Consider the following 24,406-nt stretch of genomic DNA (forward strand, 5'->3'; position numbering starts at 1 on the left):
CGCGCCATTACTTCTGTGATTACAGGGTACGAGCGATTTCCTGGACTTCGAACACTTCCAGCGTGTCGCCAACCTGAATGTCGTTGTAGTTCTTCAGCGACAGGCCGCACTCCAGACCGGCGCGAACTTCTTTCGCATCGTCCTTGAAGCGTTTCAGGGAGTCGATCTCGCCGCTCCACACCACGATGTTGTTGCGCAACAGGCGGACGGAAGAAGCACGCTTGACCACGCCATCGGTGACCAGGCAACCGGCAATCGCGCCCACTTTCGAGACCAGGATAACCTGGCGGATCTCGACCTGGCCGATGACGGTTTCGCGTTTCTCTGGTGCCAACATGCCCGACAACGCCGATTTGATCTCGTCGATCGCATCGTAAATGATGTTGTAGTAGCGAATGTCCACGCCATTCGACTCGGCCAGCTTGCGTGCCTGGGCATCAGCACGGGCGTTAAAGCCGATGATGACCGCTTTCGAGGCGACTGCCAGGTTGACGTCCGATTCCGTGATGCCGCCGACGGCTGCGTGAACGACTTGTACGCGCACTTCGGAGGTCGACAGTTTCTGCAGCGAACCGACCAGCGCTTCTTGCGAACCTTGCACGTCGGTTTTGATGATCAACGGCAAGTTTTTCACTTCGCCTTCGGCCATCTGGTCGAACATGTTTTCCAGTTTCGCAGCTTGCTGCTTGGCCAGTTTCACGTCGCGGAACTTACCTTGACGGAACAGACCGATTTCACGCGCCTTGCGCTCGTCAGCCATGACGACGACTTCTTCACCGGCAACCGGCACTTCCGTCAAGCCCTGGATTTCGACCGGAATCGAAGGACCCGCTTCAGCGATGGACTTGCCGTTCTCGTCCAGCATGGCGCGAACACGGCCATACGAAGAGCCCGCCAGAATCACGTCGCCGCGCTTCAGGGTACCGGACTGCACCAGGATCGTCGCGACAGGACCACGGCCCTTGTCCAGACGTGCCTCGACTACCAGGCCGCGCGCAGGCGCATCGACCGGTGCCGTCAGTTCCAGCACTTCGGCTTGCAACAGCACTTGTTCCAGCAGGTCGTCGATACCTTGACCCGTTTTGGCCGAGACCGGCACGAATGGCGACTCGCCACCGTATTCTTCCGGCACGACTTGTTCCGCGACCAGTTCCTGCGTCACGCGGTCCACGTTGCCACCCGGTTTGTCGACCTTGTTGATCGCCACGACCAGCGGTACGCCGGCTGCTTTCGCATGGGCAATCGCTTCTTTCGTTTGCGGCATCACGCCATCGTCGGCGGCAACCACCAGAATCACGATGTCGGTTGCCTTGGCGCCACGGGCACGCATGGCGGTAAACGCTTCGTGGCCCGGGGTGTCGAGGAAGGTGATCATGCCGCGTGGCGTATCGACGTGGTAAGCGCCGATATGCTGCGTAATCCCGCCCGCTTCGCCGGAGGCAACCTTGGCGCGACGAATATAGTCCAGCAGCGAGGTCTTGCCATGGTCGACGTGACCCATGACGGTGACCACCGGTGCGCGTGGCTTGGTTTCGAAGTGCGCGTGTTCGCCCACATCGGCCAGCAGCGCTTCCGGATCGTCCAGTTCGGCGGCGAACGCCTTGTGGCCCATTTCTTCCACCAGAATCATGGCGGTTTCCTGGTCCAGCACCTGGTTGATCGTGCACATCTGGCCCAATTTCATCAAATGCTTGATGACTTCGGATGCCTTGACGGACATTTTGTGCGCCAGTTCGGCCACGGTGATCGTTTCCGGTACGTGCACGTCTTTGACGACGGCTTCCGTAGGAGCCTGGAAGTTCGACTCACGGTCGTCATGGTGCGTCGGGCGACGGCCCTTCGCGCCACCGCGCCAGCTGTCACGGCCGCCTGGGCCGCTATTGCCGCGTGGCTTGGGACCACCGGTGGTGCCGCGTTTTTTCGCGTCATCGGACCAGGTGGACGACACATTGGCCGACTTGATGGATTTCTTGTCTGCAACAGCAGGCTTCTTGTCGCCCGGCTTGTCGCCAGGTTTCTTGTCAGCAGGCTTGTGCAGGGTGCCTTCCGGCGCCTTCGGCTTGACCGGAACCGGTACGGGTTCAGGTGCCTTGATGGCGCGGCGTGGCGCGTTCATCATGGCCTTGATCTGGGCAACTTCGTCGGCAACGGCCTTGCGTGCACGCTCGGTGGCTTCCGCTTTGTCAGCGGCTTCCTTGGCGGCAACAGCAGCGGCAGCCGCTTTCTTCTTCGCTTCTTCGGCAGCAGCAGCTTTTTTCGCTTCGGCGGCGGCGTCGTCAACGACAGGCGCAGCAGCGCTGGCGGCAGGCGCGGCAGCAGCCTTGGCGGCGGCTTTCTTCGCTTCCGCTTCCGCTTCTTTCTTCGCAGCCAGTTCAGCCTGTTGCGTGGCTTTCGCCTGGGCTTCTTTTTCCGCGTCGAGCTTGGCCAGACGTTCTTGCTTTTCGCGCAGATCGGCTTCCTGGCGGGCGATCAGTTCAGCCTGTTTACGGGCTTCTTCTTCACGGCGCGCCACGTCGGCTGGATCGATCACCGGTGCGGCAGGCGCGACCGGTTCTGCTGCGACCGGCGCAGCTTCGTCACGCTGGACGAAAGTACGTTTCTTGCGCACTTCCACCTGGATGGTGCGCGATTTGCCGGTTGCGTCAGCTTGTTTGATTTCAGTCGTTTCCTTGCGGGTCACGGTGATTTTTTTCTTTTCTGTGTCAGCCGCTGCGCCGTGTGTGCGGCGCAGATGATCCAAAAGCTTGTCCTTATCATCTTTCGACAATGGATCTGACGTCGAACTTTTCTCGACGCCGGCAGAACGCAGCTGCGTCAGCAGCAAATCTGCAGGCATCTTCAGTTCGGTGGCAAATTGGGCTACGTTGTTACTCGCCATTCAGTCCTCTTTTCTATGTGTCGCGGAGATGATAAAGATACTCAAATTAAGCCTTTGCGGATTCGGCCAGACTCCATGCCTTGGCTTGCAACGCCTTGGCACGATCGTCGTATTTCGAGTCAACCAACTTCATCTCATCGTCGGTCACATCTTTAAATTCACTTGTAATCAGTTCACGCGCACGGTCCGCAGACAAGGCCAGGATTGCGCCAAATTCGTCGTATGCCAGTGCTGCAAATGCTTCAACGGTCTTGATACCAGCCAGACCCAGCTTGCCGGCGGTAATGCGGTCCATGCCTTCCAGACCCACCAACGCCTCGTCCATGCCTTCCAGACCCTCTTCCGAAGCAATCGCTTCGGTAACCAGCGCATCACGCGCACGGGTACGGAGTTCATTGACGGTATCTTCGTCAAACGATTCGATTTCCAGCATTTCGGAAATTGGCACGTAAGCGATTTCTTCCAGACTGGCGAAACCTTCTTCCACCAGAATATCGGCCACTTCCTGATCGACATCGAGCTTTTCCATGAACAGGATGCGCACGGCAGCCGTTTCCTGGGCAGCTTTGTCAGCCGATTCTTCGGCCGTCATGATGTTGATCTTCCAGCCGGTCAGGTCCGAGGCCAGGCGCACGTTCTGGCCGGAACGGCCGATCGCGATTGCCAGGTTTTCTTCGTCCACGACGACATCCATCGCGTGTTTTTCTTCATCGACCATGATCGACGACACGTTCGCCGGCGCCAGGGCGCCGATGACGAACTGCGCCGGATCTTCCGACCACAGCACGATGTCGACGCGTTCGCCACCGAGTTCGCCAGTCACGGCCTGCACGCGCGAACCGCGCATGCCGACGCAAGTACCGATCGGATCGATGCGCTTGTCGGCCGTGTAGACGGCGATCTTGGCGCGCACGCCGGCATCGCGGGCTGCGGATTTGATCTCCAGCATGCCTTGCTCGATTTCCGGCACTTCCAGTTCAAACAGCTTCATGATGAATTCCGGCGCGGTGCGCGACAGAATCACTTGCGGGCCGCGCATGTTGCGGTCGATGCGCAAGATGAAGGCACGCACACGGTCGCCGATACGCAGATTCTCTTTCGGGATCATCTGGTCGCGTGGCAGACGCGCTTCGATCTTGCCCGATTCGACGATGGCGTCGCCGCGTTCCATGCGCTTGATGGTGCCGGTGACGAGCGAATCGCCGCGCTCCAGGAAGTCGACCAGGATCTGTTCGCGTTCGGCGTCACGTACGCGCTGCAGGACGACCTGTTTGGTATCCTGGGCGAAACGGCGGCCGAATTCAACGGATTCGATCGGTTCTTCGATATGGTCATCGACTTCGATATCGGAAATCTGTTCTTTTGCCTCGAAATGCAGGATCTCCTGATCCGGCAATTGCAGGCCCGCTTCATCGGGCACGACGTGCCAGCGGCGGAACGATTCGAATTCGCCCGTTTCGCGGTCGATCGAAACGCGGATGTCTACCTCACCCTCATACCGTTTCTTCGTGGCTTGCGCCAACGCGAATTCGAGGGCGCCGAAGACGACATCTTTATCGACGTTTTTTTCGCGCGCCAGCGCGTCAACCAATAATAAAACTTCGCGGCTCATGCTTTGCGTCCCTTAAAAACCACCTGCGGCACCAAGCGTGCCTTATCCACATCCGCGAGCGTAAACTCCAACATCGCCGGACCATCCTTACCTTCAAATTCCAACGACAATTTATCGCCCACGGGTTCTTGCAAGATCCCCTGGAACGATTTCCGGTTGTTCGTACCCGGCATCGCCACCATCAGCTTGACGATGATTTCCTGGCCTGCGAAACGGACAAAGTCTTCCAGCTTGCGCACCGGACGATCCAGACCCGGGGAAGAAATTTCGAGACGCTCGTAAGGAACGTTCTCTACCGTCAACACATGCGATAACTGGTGACTCACCGTGGCACAGTCTTCGACCGTGATCGGACCTTTTTCAGCGGCATCGGCGGCGCTGAAATCAATAAAGACGCGCAGCAGTCCGCGCTCGGCACGTTCGACATCAACGAGCTCATAGCCCAGACCAATAACTGTCTTTTCAATTAATCCCAACTGCTGCAAGAAATTCTCCAGAAATAAGGCCGTTTTCAGCATGAGAGCGCCGCATTGAGCGCCGACAACATGCAAAAACACGCATTCAAGTCATATATGGCCCCTTGCGGAGCCATTACAAACGGTTCAACAAAAAAAAAATGGGCATCTGCCCATCTTCTTGTATTTTCCCAACCAGATGAAAGCACTCCCCACCAAACAACCCTGCGGAGAACTTTTATTAGGCTGCAGATTATAACCTCTTATTAACTTCGCCGCAATGCCGCACGCAAGGAGCGGCCCGGCTTACAACAGTTACAAGAGCGCGCACCCGCGGCAGATCAGCGGGCGCGCAAGAAGAAACTCTTCCCGATTAACCTTTGCTGCGGCGGCGCGGCATGCCATCCATGCCGCCACGCGGCTGGCCACCGGAACGCGCTTGCCCACCGGCACCACCGCCCGTATTGCGGCGCGGACCCGTGTTGGCGAAGCCGAATGCCGTTTGCAGCGGATCGGGCTGGCGCGGACCGCGCTGCGGCGCGCGGCCTTCGCCACCACCGGCCGGACGACCCTGGCCTGCCGCACGCGGCGGACGACCCTGGCCTTGCGGCGAACCTTCGAACGATGCCGACGAGCGGGGCTGGCCGCCCTGGAACGGACCTTGCGGCTGGCCGCGGCCAGGACCACGCGCTTCGCCTGGACGGCCTGCGCCGCCCGGACGACCCTGGCCTTGCGGACGGGCAAACTGGCCTTGCGGCTGGCCACGGCGCGGCGCGACCGGGAAAGGATCGGCGTTGCGGTTGCTCACATCGATGCGGTTGCCATTCGGCTCGTCATCACGGCTGGCCTTGCGCGCTTCGCGGCCCTTGGCGGCGCCAGCGGCACGAGGGTCGCCCGATGCCGGCATTTTCTTTTCGATGCCGTAGGCGGTCAGCAGGTCGCGCACGGTGTTTTCATCCATCTCTTCCCAACGGCCGCGTTTCAGGCCGCTCGGCAGGGTCATGGCGCCGTAGCGGGTACGGATCAGGCGCGAAACGGTCAGGCCGATCGCTTCGAACATGCGGCGCACTTCGCGGTTACGGCCTTCGCCGATCACCACGCGATACCACTTGTTGATGCCTTCGCCGCCGCCATCGGCGATCTTCGAGAACTGCGCCAGGCCGTCTTCCAGTTCGACGCCGGCCAGCAGTTTCTGGCGCATGCCCTCTTCCAGCTCGCCCAGGGTACGCACGGCGTACTCGCGGTCGATGCCGTAGCGCGGGTGCATCAGGCGGTTGGCCAGGTCACCGGAGGTGGTAAACAGCAGCAAGCCTTCCGTATTGAAGTCGAGGCGGCCAACGGCCAGCCACTTGCCCGCTTTCATGGTCGGCAGGCGGTCGAACACGGATGGACGGCCGTCCGGGTCGTTGTGGCTGACGATTTCGCCAGCCGGCTTGTGGTAGACCAATACGCGTGGCGGCTTCTTGCTGACGCGGCGCTGGATCAACTTGCCGTTGATGCGCACGTGGTCGCTCGGCAGGATACGCTGGCCGATGTGGGCCGGCTCGCCATTCACGGACACGCGGCCCGAAATGATCAGGTCTTCCATGTCGCGGCGCGAACCGAGACCGGCTTCGGCCAGCACCTTGTGCAGCTTCGGCGCGTCGTCGTCGGACGTCAGGTCGCGGCGCACGGCCGCTTTCTGCGCGCGGCCCGTGCCGCCCTCTTCACTGTCGAAAGCGTCGGAAGTGACAAACGAGAACACGGCGTCAGCGTCGCTGAGCTTGCCTGGCGCAGCCTGGCGGCCCTTGCCCTTCTTGCGGCTCTTGCCGGCATTCTTGCCAGCGCCCGGCACATCGTTGCGCGGACCGCGCGGCAGGCGCGGGCCGGACACGAGATTGCCTTCGGCATCGAACACGTCGGCGACAGGCGCGGCAGCTTGCTCCGCGGCAGGCGCTGCGGCAACGGCATCGGCTGCCTGCGGCGCTTCCGCGCGCGGCGGCTGGCGCAGCGCGCGTTCCGCCTGCACGCCACGCATCTGGCGCGGACCGCGGGTCGGGCGCGCTTCGGCCGGCTTGTCAGCGGCAACTTCCGGCGCGGCTTCCGCTTCGGCGGCAGCGGCCTTGGCGGCGGCGCGGGCGCGCGGCGGACGCGGCGCAGGTGCGGCGACGGCTTCGGCAGCCGCTTCGGCGGCGTCGGCCACGGCCTTCAGGGCTGGCTTGGCGCGGGTTTTCTTGACGACAGGCGCAGCTTCTTCTACCGCAGCAGCGGCAACGGGCGCGTCGGCAGCCACGTCGGCTTTCGTGCGGCGCTTCGGCTTGGCAGCGGCGGTATCGCCGGCAACTGCAGCAGCAGCCGTATCGGCTTCGATCTGGGCCTTGGTGCGGCGCTTGGGCTTGGCAACGATGGCTTCGTCGCTGGCGGTTACTGTCTCGGGTGTGTTCGGATTATTCATTCTTCGTTTCTTGGCTGTGCTGACCTGGCGCAGCGTCAACCGTTAGTTCTGGCGCAGGGTCGTGAGTGTAGGCTTCGTCCGTGGGCGAAGCATCGGGGCCGGCATCAAGGCTTGCTGTCACATCTACATCTGTCACAGCCGTATTGCTACCTGCACCAAGCTGGGGGACAAGCTCATTGCTTGCCTTGTCAAAATTTTCTTGCAGGGCCGCTTCCAGGGCTTCGAGCCCATTGCCCTGCATTTCACTGATTTGCTGCAAAGGCGGCAGCTGGGACAGCGAATGCAAACCCAGGTCATCCAAAAACTGCTTGGTGGTGGCCAGCAAGGCCGGCCGTCCCACCACGTCGCGGTAGCCGATGGCATCGACCCAGCCACGGTCTTCCAGCATCTTGATCGTCTGCGAATTGACGGCAACGCCGCGAATCTCTTCGATATCGCCGCGCGTCACCGGCTGGCGGTAGGCGATGATGGCCAGGGTTTCCAGGGTCGCCCGCGAATACTTGGGCGGCCGCTCGGGCGTCATGCGATCGAGATACATCTTCATTTCCGGGCGGCTTTGAAAGCGCCAGCCCGACGCGAGACTGACGATCTCGATGCCGCGCCCTTCCCACTCCTGCCGCAACTCTTCCAGCAATTGCTTGATCGTGTCGGCACCAACGCCGACACCACGCACGCGACCATTCTCGTCCGCATCGACGAACAGCTTCTTCAAGCTGTGGATCGTCAGCGATTCACGAGCGCACAGCAACGCGGTTTCGAGGACTTTTTTAGCCTCAATTGTATTCATAGCAATTCTGTGCGGATGTGTGTTGCAATTCGTATGCAGAGAAAGAAATCAAAAACGTTCATTTCAACGTAACAGATGGCAGACATCATGATGACGCCGTGCTGGGTTACTAGTTGAGGCTGTTTTTCCGACGCCTTGGCCGATGCGCGCAAAGCGGGACTAAAGCGGATGCAGTGAAAGTCCTGCCATCCATGGTGCTGGCCTTAAATAACCAGCAATGAAACGAACTCCGGAGCAGCTGCTTTTCCCGTGGCGGCGAACCAGCCAGACGGGAGAGCGACAGTCGTCGTTTCATCCAACGATGCCAATTGTACCTGATAAAAAGCGGAAAAGCGCAAAACCGGGTAAAACACGCGTTTTACCCGGCCCTGGCGCGACACATCGCCCTCACCCTGCATATCACAGGGAGGCGAGTTTCTCCGAGAGAATGGCCGATGCACCCAGGAAAGCTGGGTATTGCGCCGTGATGACGAAGGTCGGCACTTGCGAGACATAATTGGCGAAACGACCCTTGCGCTCGAAGCGGGCGCGGAAGCCGGAGCGGTCGAAACGCGCCCCCAGGCGTGGCACGATGCCGCCGCCGATATAGATGCCGCCCAGCGCGCCCAGGGTGACGGCGACGTTGCCCGCCACCGTGCCCAGCATGCAGCAGAATGCTTCGATGACGTCGTCGCACAGCTGGGATTCGCCAGCCAGCGCGCGGCGCGTGATTTCCGCCGCCGGCAAGTCTTCCGCCGGCACGCCCGCGCGGTCGGCCAGGGCGCGGTAGATCAGTTCCAGGCCATCGCCGGAAATCAGGCGCTCGGCCGAGACGTGCTCGTATTCGCGCCAGGCAAATTGCAGAATGCTCACTTCCACTTCATTGAACGGCGCGAAGCTGACGTGGCCGCCCTCGCTTTGCAGGGCGATCCAGCCGCCGTGCGACGGGATCAGGCCCGACACGCCCAGGCCCGTGCCGGCGCCGATCAGGCCGATGGCCGTGTTCGGACGGGCCGTGCCCGCGCCCACCTGGTGCTTTTGCTCGTTCGACAGCTGCGGCAAGGCGCGCGCCAAGGCCGTGAAATCGTTGACCACGTCCAGGGTCGTGAAACCGCACTCGTCGCGCATGGCGCGGATCGAGAACGACCAGTGATGGTTCGTCATGCTGAGGAAATCGCCGTCGACCGGATTGGCGATGGCGATCACGGCATGGCGCACGGCTTGCCCGCCGGCGGCGGCGATGTGCGGCAGGGCCAGGTAGGCTTGCAGGGCGGCGGACAGGCTCGGGTAATCGGCACAGGGCAACACTTCCACCAGGGTGATGTGGCCGGCGGCCACTTCCAGGGCGAAACGGGCATTGGTGCCGCCCACGTCGGCCAGCAGGCGCGGTCCATCGGCGAAGGCGGAAGTCGGCAGTACGGGAGAAGACGAAGCGCTCATGATTTTAAATGATGAAGTGGGACGCATGGGACGCCAAGCTTAAAGGATGAATGCGCCCGGAGGCAAGCAAAGTTTGTAGTTTAAGTACATCAAAACAAGCCTTTATTGGTAGTTCCACTCCAAATGCAACAGGCAGTGTCAAAATTACTTAGAAACAATGATTTATAGTAAGTACTTGCACTCATCAGGCACGCGAAAAGCATGCTGCACAGCAGCAGGAGTCGCCTTGAAAGCAGAGTATGCAGGAGTTTGCGCAAAGGCGCTTTGTACGCGGCGGCGGCGGTGCGGCGCTCCCGTCCCGGCGGCGCCGCAAAGGTGTTTTCGTATTATTACTACCGTTTTTTATTGCGGGTCTTGCTGCCAGTCTGGCGTGCCGGCGGCAGCCGGGATCAGGACGGCAAGCCTTCGCCCAGCAGGCTGGCGGGCGCCGGCTGGTCCGAGCGGTAGGCGGCATTCCACGCATCGAGGCCGCCATGCAGGGGCTTGGCCCGGTGAAAGCCGTGCTGGTGCAGCAGCTTGGCCACCTGCGCGGCCGTCACGTCGTTGGGACAGCTGCAATACACGATGATGTGGCGGTCCTTGTCCATGGCGATCATGGCTGGCACGGGTTCCTTGCCATTGAAAAACAAGGCGCCCGGCACGGCCGGTTCCAGCGCCTGCGCCGTGGCGCTGCGCGCGTCGACCATCAGCGGCTCCGCGCCCTGCTCTATGAGTTCGAGCAATTCATCGATGCCGATGCGTTCGATCTGCAAGGCCTGGCGGAAACGCCGGCGTTCGAGGAATTTGTACAGCAGGAACAAGCCCAGCAAGGTGGCCAGCATCAGCAAGGCCGTGCTGCCCATGGTGCTGAGCAAGTCAAGCACCTGCTGCACGCTGGCATGGAAAATCACGCCGACGACGATGCCCGTGCCGCTCCACAGCAAGGCGCCCAGGCCCGCGTACAGGAAGAACAGGCCCGGCGGCGTGCCCAGCGCGCCCGACATCGGTGCGGCCACGGTATTGAAACCCGGCACGAATTTGGAAACGATCAGGGCTTTCGGGCCCCAGCGCTTGAATTTGTCTTCCGTCTGGCTGACGCAGTAATCGGGCGACAGCGAGATGCGGCACAGCAGCCGCAGGATGCGCTTGCCGAAATGACGGCCCGCGCGGAACCACGTGAAGTCGCTGATCAGGCAAGCGCTTAGCGCGGCGGCCAGCACCAGGCCCCCATTCATGTCGCCATCGACGGCCAGCGCGCCCGCCACCACAAGGATGGGAAAGGCGGGAATCGGCAGGCCGAGCTGCTCCACCAGCACGATGCCAAAGACAATCAGGACACCGTAATGTTCGAGCAGGTAAATGAGGTTGGGCATGGCCGCTATCTTACCGTAAAAAGCCCCTTACAACTGCACGCCCTTCGGTATGGCGCTGAGCAAAGTGCGCGTGTACGGATGCACGGGATTGCGGTACAGCTCATCCGAATCGGCCAGTTCCACCACTTGCCCCTTGTGCATCACCATCACCTGGTCGGCGATATATTTCACCACGGACAAATCGTGCGAAATGAAGATGTAGGACAGGCCGAATTCATCCTGCAAGTCCTGCAGCAGATTGAGCACCTGCGCCTGCACCGACACGTCCAGCGCCGACACGGATTCGTCGCAGACGAGGATTTCCGGCTGCATGGTCAGGCAGCGGGCGATGGCGATGCGCTGGCGTTGTCCACCGGAAAACTCGTGCGGATAGCGGTGGAAGGCCTGTTCCGGCAAGCCAACCTTGTCGAGCAGCCAGTAAGCCTTGGCGATGCGTTCCTGGTCGTTCGCGCCGATCTTGTGGATGCGCATGGGTTCCAGCAGGATCTGTCCCACCGTAAAGCGCGGGTTCAGCGACGCATACGGATTCTGGAAGATGATCTGGATGCGGCGTTTATACGGCAAATATTCCCTGTTAGGCATGGCAATCAGATCCTTGCCGTGGAACATGGCCGTACCGCCCGTTGCCTGGTGCAGGCGCAGCAGGGTCAAGCCCACCGTCGTCTTGCCGGAGCCGGACTCGCCCACCACGCCCAGCGTCTTGCCGCGCGGCAAAGTGAACGACACATCCTTGACGGCCTGGAACTCGCGCTTGCCGAACAGTCCCTCGCGCGTGTAAAAACTTTTACTCAAGTTATTCACCACCAGCACGGGTTCGTCACCGGGCGTGTAGCCGCGCGTGCGCTGTTTCACCTCGATGCCGGGGCCCGCCTTGCCGTCCATATAGTCGGCGATGACGGGCAGGCGCCATGGGCGCTCGTCCAGCGATGGGCGGCAATGCAGCAGCGCCTTGGTATAACTGTCTTGCGGCGCTTCAAACACTTGCCGCACTTCCCCCGTCTCGCGCACTTCGCCGTGGCGCATGACGATCACCTGGTCGGCGATCTCGCCCACCAGGCCCAGGTCGTGGGTAATGAACAGCACGGACATCTGATGCTTCTTTTGCAGCGCCGCGATCAGGTCCATGATCTGCTTCTGGATCGTCACGTCGAGCGCCGTTGTCGGCTCGTCCGCGATCAAGAGCTTCGGTTCGCAGGCGATCGCCATGGCGATCATCACGCGCTGCTGCTGGCCGCCCGACATCTGGCTCGGGTAGGCGTCGATCTTGGTGGCAGGATCGGGTATGCCTACTTCCTCAAGCAGCGCCAGCGTGCGCGCGCGCGCCTGCTTGCGGTTCATGCCCATATGCTGGCGCAACACTTCGGCGATCTGGAACCCGACCGTAAACACGGGGTTCAGCGACGACATCGGCTCCTGGAAGATCATCGAGATATCCTTGCCGCACATGGTGCGCCGCTCGGCGATCGACAGTTTGAGCAGATCGCGCCCGCCGAAATGAATGCTCGAGGCGGGATCGATGATGGTGTTATCCGGGGGCAACAAGCCCATCACGGCCAGCGAACTGACGGACTTGCCGCTGCCCGATTCGCCCACCAGCGCGACGGTGCTGTTGCGCGGCACGTTGAACGAGATGCCCTTGACGGCTTCGAACGTGGTCTTCTTGTCCAGGCGGAAGGTGACGCGCAGGTCGCGCACTTCCAACAGGTTATTCTGGTCCATGAGCAACTCCTATTTCACTTTGGGGTCGAGCGCATCGCGCAAGGCATCGGTAAACAGCGAGAACGCCGTCACCAGCACGGCCATCGCCGTGGCGGCGGCTGTCAGCTGCCACCATTTGCCCAGGATCAGTTCATTTTGTGCCTCGTTGAGCATGCTGCCCCACGAGACGGTACCCACCGGCACGCCAAAGCCGAGGAAGCTCAGAATCACTTCCGCCTTGATGAAGCCCACCACCAGGATGGACATCTGCACCAGCGCCACGTGACTGACGTTCGGGAAGATGTGGGAAAACATCTTGCGCCAGTGCGAGGCGCCAATCGCGTCGGCCGCCATCACGTATTCGCGTGCCTTGTGCTTGATGTATTCGGCGCGGATCAAGCGGTACGGCCCCGTCCAGCCCGTCAAGCCCAGGATCAGCACGATGGTCAGCACGCCCTTCTGCTGCAGCACGGCCGCCACCGTCAAGATCATCAGGATGGACGGAATCGACGTGAAGATGCTGTAGAACCAGTTGAAGAAGTCATCGACGACGCCGCCAAAGTAGCCGGACACGGCGCCAAAAATCGTGCCCAGCACAACGGCCAGCAAGGCCGCCACCAGGCCCACGACGATCGACGTTTCGCCGCCCTTGATGGTTTTCTGCAGGATATCGTGACCCCACTTGTCGGCGCCGAACGGCAGGGTGGCCGCCTTGTGCGTGACGAGCTTCTTGGCCTTGCCCATGCCGGCGCGCAAGGCCGTCAAGTCGTCGGCCAGCGGGTCCGTGACGCCGTACATCTCGACGCCAGCCGATGGGTTACTGCCCATCTGGGCGCGCAGTTCGGCGATATCGTCGGCCAGCGGATCGAGCACGTTGACGGGTGTCGGTGCGCTGCGCTCGTCCGTCACGGGCATCGCGCCATCAACGGCGACATCCCTGTCGGCACCCACAAACGTGGGCGGCGCATAGCTGACGGCCACTTCGTCTTCCCAGTTCGAGGCGACCAGGCCGCTGGCGGACGCCAGCACCAGCAGGAAAAAGGCGCCGACCACGGCCAGCGATACCATTGCAATCTTGTCGCCGCGCAAACGGCGCCACGCCAGGGCCCACAGGCCGGGCGATGTATGAGGTTTCGACATCGTCTCTTTCTACTTCAGTTGTACGCGAGGATCGACCGCCTGGTACAGCAGGTCGGTGAGCAGGTTGAAGAGCATGGTGGCGGCGGCGACATACACGGTGATCGCCTTGATCACCGGAAAGTCGCTGCGCTCGACGGCCAGGATCACTTCACGCCCGATGCCGGGGATGCCGAAGAAGCGCTCGAGCAGGAACGCGCCGATCAGCAGGGCCGGCAAGTTCGACATCACATAGGTAATGATGGGAATGCCGGCGTTGCGCAGCACGTGCACCCACATGATGCGGCCTTCCTTGAGGCCCTTGGCGCGCGCCGTGCGCACGTAATCCTGGTTGGCCTCGTCCAGCACGAAGGTGCGGAACAGGCGCAGGGTCGGCGCAATCGACACGGCCAGGCCGATCAGGATAGGCAAGGTGGAATAGCGCAGCAGGTTTTCCCAGAAGCTGTCACCCCAGCCCTGCACGGGGAACAGGCCCAGTTTATAGGCGAAGCCGTACTGGAAGACGATGATGTAGACGAGGATGGAAATCGACATGCCCACCGTGCAGGCGATCATGACGGCGCGGTCCGTCAGCGAGCCGCGCACGAAAGCGATGGCCAGCGCCAGCGCCACGCCAAAAAACGTTTCCAGCACGGTCAGCGGGATCAAGACCATCATCGACGGCCCCAGGCGCGAGGTGATGATGTGCGACACGGATTCCCCCGTGGCCCAGCTCTGGCCGAAGTCAAACGTGACGATCTGCTTGATGAAGATCCACAGCTGCACATAATAGGGCTGGTCGACACCGAGCTGCCGGCGGATGTTGGCGATGCTTTCCGCACTGGACATCTTGCCGGCCAGGATGTAGGCGGGATCGCCACCCACCCAGTTGAACAGGATAAACACCAGCAGGACGACGCCCAGCATGGTGGGCAGCATCTGCCACAAGCGGCGCAGGATATAAGCAAACATAATGATTCCTTGTTGTTATAAGCCGCGCTTATTTGCTGGCGGGAGCCGGAGTAACAACCGGCGTACCCGTGCTGTCGATATCCATGTACGCCCATTCCTGGAACAGGATCGGGTGCTTCTTGTAGCCCTGCACCGACTTTTGCGCCAGCATGTTGCGGTAGCGCGCATAGCCGATCAGGGCGCCCGCATTGACTTCCAGGCGGCGCGCCATCTTGTGGAACAGCTCGTCGCGCTCGGGGCTGGCCGGCATGGCCTGGCTGGCCGCGTACCACTTGTCGTATTCCGGATCCTGGTAGCAGCCGTTGTTGTTCTGGTGCGTGTTCGGGCCATAGAACAGCTGCATGAAGTTGTCGCCGTCCGGATAGTCGGCCAGCCATGGCGCCGTGCGCGTCTGCATCTTGCACTGCTTTTCCGTCTTTAAAATGTCGGAAAAGATCATGCGGTCGTTTTCCATGCGGATGCCCAGCGAGTTGTACGTCTTGCGCCACATTTCCGCCTGCAGCACGCCATTGGCTTCATTGCGCGAGGCGTAGCGGATCAGCAGCGGTTTGCCGTCCGGCAAAGTGCGCCAGCCATCGGCGCCCTTCTTGTAGCCGAATTTATCCAGCAATTTGTTCGCCAGCACGGGATCGTATTGCAGCAGGGATTTGTAGTGCGGATCGTAACCGACGACGCCAGGCGGGATCGGATAGTCGAGGCGCTTGGCCTGGCCATTCCAGATGATGCGGATTTCTTCATCGATATTGTGCGCCATGGCAATGGCGCGGCGCAGGGCGATCTTTTCCTTGCTGAAGCCGCCGAGAGTCGGGTCTTCCATATTCCAGTAGTAATAGCTGATCTCGGGGTCGAGCAGGCGCGACAGTTGCACGCCCTTTTCCGCCAGTTCGGGACGCAGCTTGCCGTTCAACAGCGCTTTCGGCGCCAGCGGGCCGTCGAGCCAGAACACGTCCGTGCCGCCGCTCTGGAAGGACAGCCAGCGCGACTGGTCTTCGATCATCACGGAAATTTCGATGCGGTCGATGGCGGGAATGCGTTTACCTTGCATCTGGCGCACGATGCGCTGGTCGTCCGGGTCGTCGCCGGCCATGAAATTCCACGTTTCCGGCAAGTGCTGCGGATTGCGGTTCAGGACGATGCGGTTGCCGCGCGTCCATTCACCCAAAGTGTAGTAGCCGGTGCCGACGGGATTCGAGCCCACTTCGCCCTTCACGTCGCCGTATTTTTCCACCACTTCGCGCGCCACGGCGGCTGTCGGCACGTAGGCGAGGATCATGGGGAAGTTGAAATCCGTCTTGGTCAGGGTGATGCGCAAGGTGTACGGGTCGAGGATTTCCAGGCCGGCCACCTTCTTGCTGAAGTCCAGCTTGTTCGACTTGGCCGCTTCCTTGGCCAGGTCGTCCAGCCCCACCACCTTGCCTTCGAACAGCCAGCTGTGCGGCGAAGCGAGGCGCGGGTCGAACAGTCGCTTCCACGAATACACGTAATCGGCCATCGTCAGTTCGCGGCGCTTGCCGCCGAACGCGGCATCGGGCGTGAACAGGATGCCTTTTTTCAGGCGGATGGTATAGGTCTTGCCGTCGGCCGACACTTCCGGCATAGCGGCGGCCGCGCCGGGCACCACCTTGACGGGGCGCGCCAGGTAATCATAGGTGTACAGGGTGTCGAAGACGGCCTGCGTGATGTGGTTCGAATACAGGTCGCGCGCGGTGGCGGGATCGAAGCCCGTCTCGGCGGCCGGCAGGATATAGCGCAAGGTTTTGACCGGCGCGGCCGCGGCGCTTGGGGCATCGGCGGCAACGGCCGCCAGCGGCAGGGTGGCCAGGCAGGCGAGCAGCGCCACGCGCCGCATCCATGGTGACTTCATGTAATACCCTTCATCTCGATTATCTGTCGCACCGTATTGGTGCGCTTGTACTGGCTTCCCCCTGGGATACAGGATTCCACCACCAAAACCAGTCCATCCTCGCAAGATCTATGCCTTGTTAGCAGCCGTCTCGACTGTCTGAAAAACGCGTAACGATAACGCATATTTTGCTGCGTGGGCAGAAAGCCGCACCAGCGCCGCCATCCGCGCCCCCGCTGCCAGCCCGATTTGCTGCGTCGCAATATCCACATGTTGCCGCTAGTGACGACGGCAGCAAAGCGGCAAAAGCGAAGCCCGCCGCCGGCTGCTGCCTTGCAACGCAGCATCACGCATTTGCGTCGCATCAATGCCGCACCCGTGCGCGCCACCGTTGTCCTGCGCTAGCGCAAATCGGCCATCAACAGCGCCTGCTACAACCGCAGCAGGCGTCCTCTCGCCCCTATTTCCCAGCAACATGACCTTTGTCACAGGAGCGTTTCAATGAAAATCCATACGCGTCCGTCCCCTCCCTTGCGCCTGCTGTGTGCGGCGCTGCTTGCGGCCCAGGCCCCCTCCACCCTGGGGCAAAGCACGGGCGACCCGGCAGAACCCGCCATGCAGCGGGTCGAAGTCACCGGCTCCTCCATCAAGCGCCTCGTCTCGGAAACGGCGACGCCCCTGTCCATCTTCAAGGCCGAGGATTTCGCCAAGCAGGGCTTGACGACGGCCCAGGAAGTGCTGGGCAGGATCCCCTCGAATGCGTCGGGCATGGGCAGCGGCAATGCCGTCGGTGGCAATACCAGCGGCTTGCCCACGGGCGGCCAGGCCAGCGCCGACTTGCGCGGCCTGGGCGGCGACAAAACGCTGGTGCTGCTCAATGGCCGGCGCATCGCCAACCATCCGTATGACGGCGCCAGCGTCGACCTGAACATCATTCCCATCGCCGCCCTGGAACGGGTCGAAGTGCTGCGCGACGGCGCCTCGGCCATCTACGGCACGGACGCCATCGGCGGCGTCATCAATTTCATCACGAAGCGCTCCGTCAACGTCACGAATATCGCCGCCGAGATCGTTGCCCCACAGCACAAGGGCGGCGGCGAGCACCGCATCAACCTGTCGACGGGCTATGGCGAGCTCGACACCGATGGCTACAATATTTTTGGCGTGCTCGACTATCACAAGCAAAAAGTGCTGACCTCGCAAGACCGCGCCTTCTCGGCCACCGGCATCGTTCCCTCGCGCGGCCTGTCCATCACCAGCGGCACGACTTTCCCCGGCAATTACTTCGATGCGGCGGCCAACGGCGGCGACGGCCTGGCTGGCAACCCCTACGCGGCCAGCGGCTGCCTGTCGCCGCTGTCGGTGCCGGCCGTGCCGGCGAATGGCACTTGCCGCCAGGATTACACGCGCCAGATCGACGACTTGCCGGCCCAGCAACAACTGGCGTTCTTCGGCAAGGGCGCCTTCAAGCTCGCTGGCGGCCACCTGGCCACGCTGGAATATCTGCATTCGGAAAACAAGGTCAAGGCGCGCACGGCACCGCCGCCGCAAACGGGCTTGATCCTGCCCAGCACCAGCCCCTACTATCCGGGCAATGCGGGTGTCGTGCCAGCCCAGCCAGGCTTGTCGGGCCAGCCCCTGAGCGTCAACTGGCGTCCCGTCGAGGCAGGCCAGCGGCAAATCGATTCCACCGGCAAGGCCGACCGCCTGGTGTTGGCGCTGGAAGGCGAACTGGCGGGCTGGGATTACAAGACGGCGCTCAGCCATGCGATCAGCAAGTCGTCGGAAAAGTTCACGAACGGCTATGTGCAGGATGCGGGCTTTGCCGCTGGCGTGCTGAACGGCATCCTGAATCCGTTTGGCGTGCAGGATGCGGCCGGCAAGGCTTACCTGGCCAGCACGGCCCTGCGCGGCGAAGTGCAGAACGCCAAGGTCACCACCACGGGTGTCGACCTCAAGGGCAGCCGCGATCTGATGCAGCTGGCCGGCGGCCCGCTGGCCATCGCGCTCGGCGGCGAAGTGCGGCGCGAAAAGGCCGACTTCAACGTGAACCGCGATATCGCCGGCCAGGCCGCCAGTTCCGGTTTGTCCGGCTCGCTGTCGAAGAGCGGCGCGCGCACGATCCAGGCCGTCTTCGGAGAAATCAACTTGCCGTTGATCAAGGACCTGGAAGTGCAGCTGGCCGCCCGTTTCGACCATTACAGCGACGTGGGCAGCACCACCAATCCCAAGCTGGCCCTGCGCTACCAGGCCAGCAGCACGCTGGTGCTGCGCGGCTCGGCCAGCACGGGTTTCCGCGCCCCCACCCTGTTTGAAAAGAATGCGCCGCCGTCGAAGAACGATACCAACGATAGCTATGACGACCCGATCCTGTGCCCCGGTGGCGTGCCGCAGCCCGGTGCCAATCCCTTGCGCGATTGCGACTTGCAGCAGTTCAAGCTACAAGGCGGCAATGAAAACCTGAAACCGGAAAAATCCACCACCTTCGCCTTCGGCCTGGTGCTCGAACCGGTGAAAGAAGTGACGGTGGCCATCGATTACTGGAACATCCATCTGAAGGACAAGATTGCATCCTTGCCCGAGCAATCGATCTTCGGCAACTACGAGAAATACAAGGCCTTGTTCCTGCGCAATCCCGACGGTTCGCCCTACGCCATTCTCGACCTGAACGACAACCTCGGTGAAGTGAAAACGGACGGCATCGATGTCAGCCTGAATGCGCGGCTGGGACGCGGCGCGTATGGCGATATCAGCGTATCGGTCGATGGCACGTGGACCCGCAAGTACGACTACCAGAACGAGCGCGGCGGCGCCTTCATCGCCAACGTGGGCCGCTATGCGGACAACAATCCCGTGTTTCGCTGGAAGCATACGGCGGCGCTGAACTGGCGCAAGGGTAACTGGGGCGCTACCTTGTCGCAATCGTTCAAGTCCGGCTACACGGACCAGAATCTGGTCGCGCCGCCATACCGGCACGATGTGCCCTCGTACAGCCTGCTTGGGCTGTCGGGCAGCTATGCGTGGAAAGGCTTGCTGCTGACGGCTGGCGTGAAGAACCTGCTGGACAGGGAGCCGCCGTTTTCGAACCAGGGCACCTTGTTCCAGAAAGGCTATGACCCGCGCTATACGGACCCGATCGGGCGCGCCTGGTACCTGCGCGGCAGCTATACGTTTTAAGGGGAGAAATTCAGATCGACAAATAAAACAGGCAGTGCTGGCAACAGCGTACCAGCAACAGAAAAGCGGCGCCATCAGCGATGATGTGCGCCGTTTTATTTTACGCATCTGAGCAAGTCTGACAAGGGTTCGCGATACTTTATTACTGAAGGATTATAAAAAAAACAGGGAAATGTTGCATTTCGTCCAAAAAGTCCGCGCGAAATTGACAATCTGAATCGTGAATGTTTTGATGAGGGCCCTGAAAATTTACAGAATTTTCATTGGTGGATTTTCAAAAAGGCAAATAAATTGTTGGTTAGCAACAAGTTATTTCAAAATAATTGCCGCCTTTATCACAATAACAAGGAATTTCAGATGATGATAGAAAATGTAATATCGCGGTCGCTGCGCCTGATGTTTGCAGGCGGCATGGCCCTGAGCATGCACGCCGCGTATGCACAAGAAACAACAGATAGCACCATGCAGCGCGTGGAAGTCACCGGTTCGAGCATCAAGCGCATCGCTTCCGAAGCGTCGCTGCCGGTGCAATCGTTCAACCAGAAAGACATCAAGAAAACTGGCGTCAGCACGGTCACCGATTTCATCCAGCAAATCCCCGCGATGCAGGGCTTCTCCGTGGCCGCCGATTCGGTGGGCGGCGGCGGTGGCGGCGTCACCACGGCATCGATCCACGATATCGGTGCAGCCTACACGCTGGTGCTGCTGAACGGCCGCCGCATTGCGCCGTCCAATTCGGGCACCACCATCGACCTGAACTCGATTCCGCTGTCGGCCATCGAACGCGTGGAAGTGCTGACCGACGGCGCCTCGGCCCTGTATGGCGCCGATGCCATCGCCGGCGTGGTCAACTTCATCCTGAAAAAAGGCGCATCGCCGCTGGAAATCAACGCCAAGTACTCGCGTCCTGAAGAATCGGGCGGCGCCAGCAACTCGTTCTCGATCAGCAAGGGCTTCGGCGACATCGACGACGACGGTTACAGCATCTTCGTGTCGGCCAGCCATGACGAGCAAAAATCGCTGAAAGCATCGCAGCGCAGCTTCGCCAAGAGCGGCATCATCAATTTCACGGACCCGAAAAACGGCCAGAAATTGCAGTTCATCAATGGGTCCTCGCGCTCCGCGCCAGCCAACGCCACCGTCGATTACAACGCCATCGACCCGGCCACGGGCAAGACCGTCAGCAAGTCCGTCAACCTGAATCCCTATGCGCTGGCCAACGGCGGCAAATGCGCCGCCAGCAATATGGACTTCTATGGCGACGGCAACTGCTATTTCGATTCGCCATCGACCATCGAAATCAATCCGGAATCGAAGCGCGACTCGCTGTTCAGCTCCGGTAGCGTCAAGCTGGGCAATACAGGCTTCCAGGGCTTCTATGACCTGGCCTACACGGAAGCGCGCATCATCGCCAGCATCGCGCCGTATCCGGCCGACTTCTCGGTCCCCGTCGGCTCGCCGCTGTTCAATAAATACCTGGCACCGGGGCTGACGCCGGAGCAACTGGCCAACGCCACGGGCGCCATCGCCAAATACCGCCTGTCGGAAATGGGCAACCGCGTATATGACTATGGCACCAAGGCCACCCACATCGTCGCCGGCATCGATGGCAACGCGTTCGGCTGGGATATCAACTCGGCGGTGACGTACTCGAAAAACAAGCAGACGCAAGACTACGTCAGCGGCTTCCCGCTGTCGGACAAGTTTGACGCGCAAGTGGCTGCCGGCAATATCGACCCATTCGCCTACCCCGTCGGCAGCATGCCCGATTCCATGCGCCAGGCCCTGCTGGGCACCGGCTTCAGCGGCACCTACAACACGCAGACCGTGGAAATGAAAGGCATCGACGGCCGCGCTTCGCGTCCTGTCTTCTCGCTGCCAGGCGGCACCGCGATGCTGGGTATCGGCGCCGACTACCGCAACACCTCGTACAAGGTGCAACAGGCGGACGTCGCCAAGCAGGCGCAGATCCTGTTTGACAATCAGCAAGTCGACAGCGAATACGCACGCGACAACGCCGGCGCGTATGCCGAACTGATGCTGCCGATCTCGAAGAAACTGGAAATGACGGGCTCGTTGCGTTATGACCAGATCGGCGCCATCGATGACAAGCTGACGGGCAAGACGGTTGGCAAGAAAGAAAACGCCACCACCTGGAAAGTCAGCGGCAAATACTCGGCCGCCAAGAACCTGATGTTCCGCGCTGCTGCCGGCACCGGCTTCCGCGCCGCCAGCATGCAGGAAATCGCTGGTCCATTGGAAGATTGGGGCGTTACCGGTGGCAACTATCAATGCCCGCTGACTGCAGCCAACGGCATGGGCGGCCATCCGCTGGCCAGCTACTGCAGTGGCGTGGGACGCCAGCAGTTTGAAGCCTTCCAGGGCGGCAATCCTGACCTGAAGCCGGAAACGTCGAAACAGTGGAGCATCGGCACCGTATTCGAACCGATCGATAGCCTGTCGATGTCGTTCGACCTGTGGAACGTGGAAATCCGCGATCAGGTGACGGCCGTGTCGGAAGGCCTGATCTTCAACGATCCAGCCAAGTACGCCAACCTGTTCACCACCAAGCACATCAGCTCGACGGGCAAGGATGTGCTGGCCATCAAACTGCTGCCTATCAACATCGGCAAAGTGGAAAACCGCGGTATCGACTACGACTTCACCCACAAGATGAAGCTGCTGGACGGTCGCCTGACGAGCCGCCTGATGGGTACCTACCTGCTGCGTTCGCGCTACACGACGCCAGGCACCGATGATCAATGGGAAACCAGCCTGAACCGCTACGGTTCGAACGACAAGGTCAGCTTCCGCAACATCATCCGCGCCAGCACCACGTATGAGACGGCCAAGTTCACGCATACGCTGAGCGCCAGCTACCGCAATGGCTACACGGACAAGGAACAGACGGCGGACGACTGCGCCGTCATCGTGGCCGGCAGCCCTGGCGAATGCTATGGCATCCAGCTGGAAGTGCCAAGCTACACCACGTTCGACTTCCAGACGGCTTACCGTCCTTTGAAGAACGTGGAAATCACGGGCGGCATCCTGAACCTGTTCGACCGCAACCCGCCGTTCACGCTGCGCAACACGGGTTCGCATCAAGTGGGCTACAACCCATCGTACTCGAGCGCCCTGGGCCGCCAGTTCTACCTGAGCGGTTCCTACAAGTTCTAAGCTGATTGCATCTGCTCTCGGCTGAAAACTGAAAAAGCCCGGAAAGCTTAGCTTTCCGGGCTTTTTTTCATGCTGCGCGCCACGTTATTCCGCGTCGCCCTGCAAGCGGCGCTGCCTGACGGCCGCCGCCAGGTTTTCCAGCACGGCCACGCTGGCGCTCCAGTCGATGCAGCCATCCGTGACAGACTGGCCATAGATCAATTCCTTGCCCGGGATCAAATCCTGGCGTCCCGCCACCAGGTGCGATTCCACCATCACGCCAACGATGCGGCCATCGCCCGCCGCCACCTGGCTGGCGATGTCGGCGCACACGGGGATCTGGTTTTCCGGTTTTTTCGAGCTGTTCGCATGCGAGGCGTCGATCATCAGGCGCGCCGCCAGGCCTTGTGCCGCGATCGCCTTGCACGCCTCGTCCACGCTGGCCGCGTCATAGTTCGGGGTTTTCCCGCCGCGCAAGATGATGTGGCAATCCTCGTTGCCGTTGGTCGAGACGATGGCCGAGTGGCCGCCCTTCGTGACGGAAAGAAAATGGTGCGGCTGCGAGGCGGCCTTGATGGCTTCCACGGCGATCTTCACATTGCCGTCCGTGCCATTCTTGAAGCCGACCGGACAGGACAGCCCCGACGCCAGCTCGCGGTGCACCTGCGATTCCGTCGTGCGCGCGCCGATGGCGCCCCAGCTGATCAGGTCGGCGATGTATTGCGGGCTGATCACGTCGAGGAACTCGGTGCCAGCCGGCAAACCCAGCTCATTGATATCGCGCAACAGTTCGCGCGCCATGCGCAAGCCGTCGTTGATGCGGAAGCTGTTGTCCATGTACGGATCGTTGATCAGGCCCTTCCATCCCACCGTGGTGCGCGGCTTCTCGAAGTAGACGCGCATGACGATTTCCAGTTCACCCGCGAAACGCGCGCGCTCCTTGACCAGCAGACGCGCATATTCCATGGCCGCCTTGGTATCGTGGATGGAGCAAGGCCCGATCACCACCATCAGGCGGTCATCCTGGCCATGCAGGATACGGTGCAGAGCGATACGGGCGTTGGCGGCGGTCTGTTCGGCTTGCTCCGAGCAGGCAAATTCGCGGATCAGGTGGGACGGCGGGGTCAATTCCTTCATTTCGCGAATACGCAAATCATCGGTGCGGGGCATCATTTTCTCCAAAATTTAAGGATGGGTAAAACATCTGGGTAAAAAAAAACCGCCATGAGTGGCGGTTTTTTAGAATTTGCTGGGATCTCGTTTTGCTGCTACGTGAACCGACCGCTACTCCACCGCCTTTGGGTTGGAATTGCTAAAGTAAAAATAAGCGGTAAAAAAGTGGCGAGCGAACATGCGAGTCATCCGTAAGTGATGAACGACTATAAACCTAAATTGCAAGGGTTGGCAAGCATATTTGTCGGCAAAGCCGCATGCCACCGCCGTTTTACACTGCACAACACGCAAAAAAGCATAAAAAGTTGCGCGCTATGACTCTCGCTGTGCATCT

General features: G+C 60.9%; 14 protein-coding genes. 2 read left to right on the forward strand and 12 right to left on the reverse strand.

From position 1 onward, the window contains the following. Nucleotides 1–19: 19 nt before the first annotated feature. The 11 genes from infB to CSQ91_RS21290 all read right to left on the reverse strand — a co-directional run bounded on the left by infB (nucleotide 20) and on the right by CSQ91_RS21290 (nucleotide 16,587). On the reverse strand, nucleotides 20–2,878 hold the full coding sequence (infB, locus tag CSQ91_RS21235; protein ID WP_034760145.1) for a translation initiation factor IF-2: 2,859 nt from the start codon (nucleotides 2,876–2,878) through the stop codon (nucleotides 20–22). 46 nt (nucleotides 2,879–2,924) lie between these two features. Beyond that, nucleotides 2,925–4,490 carry a transcription termination factor NusA gene (gene nusA / locus CSQ91_RS21240; RefSeq protein ID WP_034782529.1) on the reverse strand — a complete coding sequence of 522 codons (1,566 nt, stop codon included), beginning with the start codon at nucleotides 4,488–4,490 and terminating at the stop codon, nucleotides 2,925–2,927. Further along, nucleotides 4,487–4,975, reverse strand: a complete 489-nt coding sequence (gene rimP / locus CSQ91_RS21245) for a ribosome maturation factor RimP (protein ID WP_034782527.1) — start codon at nucleotides 4,973–4,975, stop codon at nucleotides 4,487–4,489. The genes nusA and rimP overlap by 4 nt, the downstream gene beginning before the upstream one ends. A 343-nt stretch (nucleotides 4,976–5,318) precedes the next feature. Then, nucleotides 5,319–7,379, reverse strand: a complete 2,061-nt coding sequence (gene rluB / locus CSQ91_RS21250; protein WP_099389529.1) for a 23S rRNA pseudouridine(2605) synthase RluB — start codon at nucleotides 7,377–7,379, stop codon at nucleotides 5,319–5,321. Beyond that, the gene (gene scpB / locus CSQ91_RS21255; protein WP_034782524.1) at nucleotides 7,372–8,166 is read right to left on the reverse strand and encodes an SMC-Scp complex subunit ScpB; all 795 of its coding nucleotides are present in this window, start codon (nucleotides 8,164–8,166) and stop codon (nucleotides 7,372–7,374) included. Before scpB ends, rluB begins: the two co-directional genes overlap by 8 nt. 399 nt (nucleotides 8,167–8,565) lie before the next feature. Then, the gene (locus CSQ91_RS21265) at nucleotides 8,566–9,585 is read right to left on the reverse strand and encodes a glucokinase (RefSeq protein ID WP_034782520.1); all 1,020 of its coding nucleotides are present in this window, start codon (nucleotides 9,583–9,585) and stop codon (nucleotides 8,566–8,568) included. A 389-nt stretch (nucleotides 9,586–9,974) separates the two neighbouring features. Then, on the reverse strand, nucleotides 9,975–10,937 hold the full coding sequence (locus CSQ91_RS21270) for a VTT domain-containing protein (protein ID WP_099389531.1): 963 nt from the start codon (nucleotides 10,935–10,937) through the stop codon (nucleotides 9,975–9,977). Nucleotides 10,938–10,964: 27 nt separating this feature from the next. Next, the gene (locus tag CSQ91_RS21275) at nucleotides 10,965–12,656 is read right to left on the reverse strand and encodes an ABC transporter ATP-binding protein (protein ID WP_099389532.1); all 1,692 of its coding nucleotides are present in this window, start codon (nucleotides 12,654–12,656) and stop codon (nucleotides 10,965–10,967) included. A gap of 9 nt (nucleotides 12,657–12,665) precedes the next feature. Further along, entirely contained in the window at nucleotides 12,666–13,775 is a 1,110-nt protein-coding gene (locus CSQ91_RS21280; RefSeq protein ID WP_070280986.1) for an ABC transporter permease, read from the reverse strand. Nucleotides 13,776–13,784: 9 nt separating this feature from the next. Further along, entirely contained in the window at nucleotides 13,785–14,723 is a 939-nt protein-coding gene (locus tag CSQ91_RS21285; RefSeq protein ID WP_034782513.1) for an ABC transporter permease, read from the reverse strand. 28 nt (nucleotides 14,724–14,751) lie between these two features. After that, a complete protein-coding gene (locus CSQ91_RS21290) occupies nucleotides 14,752–16,587 on the reverse strand; it encodes an ABC transporter substrate-binding protein (protein ID WP_257217429.1) in 1,836 nt (611 codons plus the stop codon). A gap of 480 nt (nucleotides 16,588–17,067) precedes the next feature. Here CSQ91_RS21290 and CSQ91_RS21295 point away from each other — a divergent pair, with 480 nt between their 5' ends. After that, nucleotides 17,068–19,743 (forward strand): TonB-dependent receptor, encoded by a 2,676-nt coding sequence (locus CSQ91_RS21295; protein WP_099389534.1) that lies wholly within the window; start codon nucleotides 17,068–17,070, stop codon nucleotides 19,741–19,743. Nucleotides 19,744–20,100: 357 nt separating this feature from the next. Beyond that, nucleotides 20,101–22,920, forward strand: coding sequence for a TonB-dependent receptor (locus tag CSQ91_RS21300; protein WP_034782508.1), 2,820 nt, complete (start codon nucleotides 20,101–20,103; stop codon nucleotides 22,918–22,920). An 84-nt stretch (nucleotides 22,921–23,004) separates the two neighbouring features. Here CSQ91_RS21300 and aroG read toward each other — a convergent pair whose 3' ends face one another. Further along, nucleotides 23,005–24,069: a 3-deoxy-7-phosphoheptulonate synthase AroG gene (gene aroG, locus CSQ91_RS21305; protein ID WP_099389633.1), complete on the reverse strand. Its 1,065-nt coding sequence runs from the start codon at nucleotides 24,067–24,069 to the stop codon at nucleotides 23,005–23,007. Nucleotides 24,070–24,406: the final 337 nt, after the last annotated feature.

Origin of the sequence: Janthinobacterium sp. BJB301 (assembly GCF_002735685.1) — a bacterium.
GTDB lineage: Bacteria > Pseudomonadota > Gammaproteobacteria > Burkholderiales > Burkholderiaceae_D > Janthinobacterium > Janthinobacterium lividum.

Excerpts from the sequence above, each read along its gene's own strand:
- infB (WP_034760145.1), bottom strand. The coding sequence starts at position 2,878 with ATGGCGAGTAACAACGTAGCCCAATTTGCCACCGAACTGAAGATGCCT.
- nusA (WP_034782529.1), bottom strand. The coding sequence starts at position 4,490 with ATGAGCCGCGAAGTTTTATTATTGGTTGACGCGCTGGCGCGCGAAAAA.
- rluB (WP_099389529.1), bottom strand. The coding sequence starts at position 7,379 with ATGAATAATCCGAACACACCCGAGACAGTAACCGCCAGCGACGAAGCC.
- scpB (WP_034782524.1), bottom strand. The coding sequence starts at position 8,166 with ATGAATACAATTGAGGCTAAAAAAGTCCTCGAAACCGCGTTGCTGTGC.
- CSQ91_RS21265 (WP_034782520.1), bottom strand. The coding sequence starts at position 9,585 with ATGAGCGCTTCGTCTTCTCCCGTACTGCCGACTTCCGCCTTCGCCGAT.
- CSQ91_RS21270 (WP_099389531.1), bottom strand. The coding sequence starts at position 10,937 with ATGCCCAACCTCATTTACCTGCTCGAACATTACGGTGTCCTGATTGTC.
- CSQ91_RS21275 (WP_099389532.1), bottom strand. The coding sequence starts at position 12,656 with ATGGACCAGAATAACCTGTTGGAAGTGCGCGACCTGCGCGTCACCTTC.
- CSQ91_RS21280 (WP_070280986.1), bottom strand. The coding sequence starts at position 13,775 with ATGTCGAAACCTCATACATCGCCCGGCCTGTGGGCCCTGGCGTGGCGC.
- CSQ91_RS21285 (WP_034782513.1), bottom strand. The coding sequence starts at position 14,723 with ATGTTTGCTTATATCCTGCGCCGCTTGTGGCAGATGCTGCCCACCATG.
- CSQ91_RS21290 (WP_257217429.1), bottom strand. The coding sequence starts at position 16,587 with ATGAAGTCACCATGGATGCGGCGCGTGGCGCTGCTCGCCTGCCTGGCC.
- CSQ91_RS21295 (WP_099389534.1), top strand. The coding sequence starts at position 17,068 with ATGAAAATCCATACGCGTCCGTCCCCTCCCTTGCGCCTGCTGTGTGCG.
- CSQ91_RS21300 (WP_034782508.1), top strand. The coding sequence starts at position 20,101 with ATGATGATAGAAAATGTAATATCGCGGTCGCTGCGCCTGATGTTTGCA.
- aroG (WP_099389633.1), bottom strand. The coding sequence starts at position 24,069 with ATGCCCCGCACCGATGATTTGCGTATTCGCGAAATGAAGGAATTGACC.